This window comes from Stenotrophomonas sp. P5_A8 (assembly GCF_056400545.1).
The window spans coordinates 1-657 of sequence record NZ_JBFULB010000644.1 but is presented as its reverse complement, the minus strand read 5'-3'; the positions used below and the strand labels follow the sequence as shown (position 1 = coordinate 657).

Sequence of the window (657 nt, the reverse complement as noted above, 5' to 3'; positions counted from 1 at the left end):
GCATTCTTGCCGTCCATCAGGATCCCGGTAGCCATACGGATTATTGGCCGCATACTTGTAACGGTTGAACATGCCCATCGGGTCTGCCGAAACGGTCACCGGGTCGGCGCTTAAGAATCTTCCGATCTGCGGATCGTAATAGCGCTGCTGCATGTATATGAGGCCGGTTACAGCATCAGAGACATGCCCGGTGTAGCCCATACCATCGACCGCCTCTCCGATCGGCGCGCCGTAGGGCTCGTATTGGGTGCGCTCAACAATCACGCTAGCAGCGTTGGTGGCTGCAACCAGGCTCCCCAACGAGTCCAGGTGCTGATAGCTAACTGTGCCGTTCTTGCGCAAAGCCAGCGTGCGCGAACCTAGCCGGACGTATTCGGTAGAGCCCACGCCTCGGCGCTGCTCGAAAAACAGATCTCCTCCTTGGCCGTAGAACGAGCGGGCTCGTTCTCCATTTAGATCGGAGGCGACAGTGCGTCGTCCGGCTGCGTCGTACTGGTATGCCTCTAAGCCCTGAATGGCACGCAGGCGGTTGCCAAAGTCGAACTCATGCACACGCCCATTCTTGTTACGCAGATTGCCCTGCTCGTCATAGGTCAGGCCGGTGACGGTCGTCGCCMCGCGGGTAGTGACCAGAGGCCATAGCCCACTCGAAGAACC

The 657-nt window shown here is 59.0% G+C and carries 1 protein-coding gene; it reads right to left on the bottom strand.

Annotation, left to right across the window (positions count from 1 at the left end; translation table 11 throughout):
* Positions 1-597 (bottom strand): RHS repeat-associated core domain-containing protein (locus AC1DQP_RS21245; protein WP_478052526.1); only part of this gene is annotated, 597 nt, incomplete at its 3' end.
* Between the last annotated feature and the right edge of the window lie 60 nt (positions 598-657).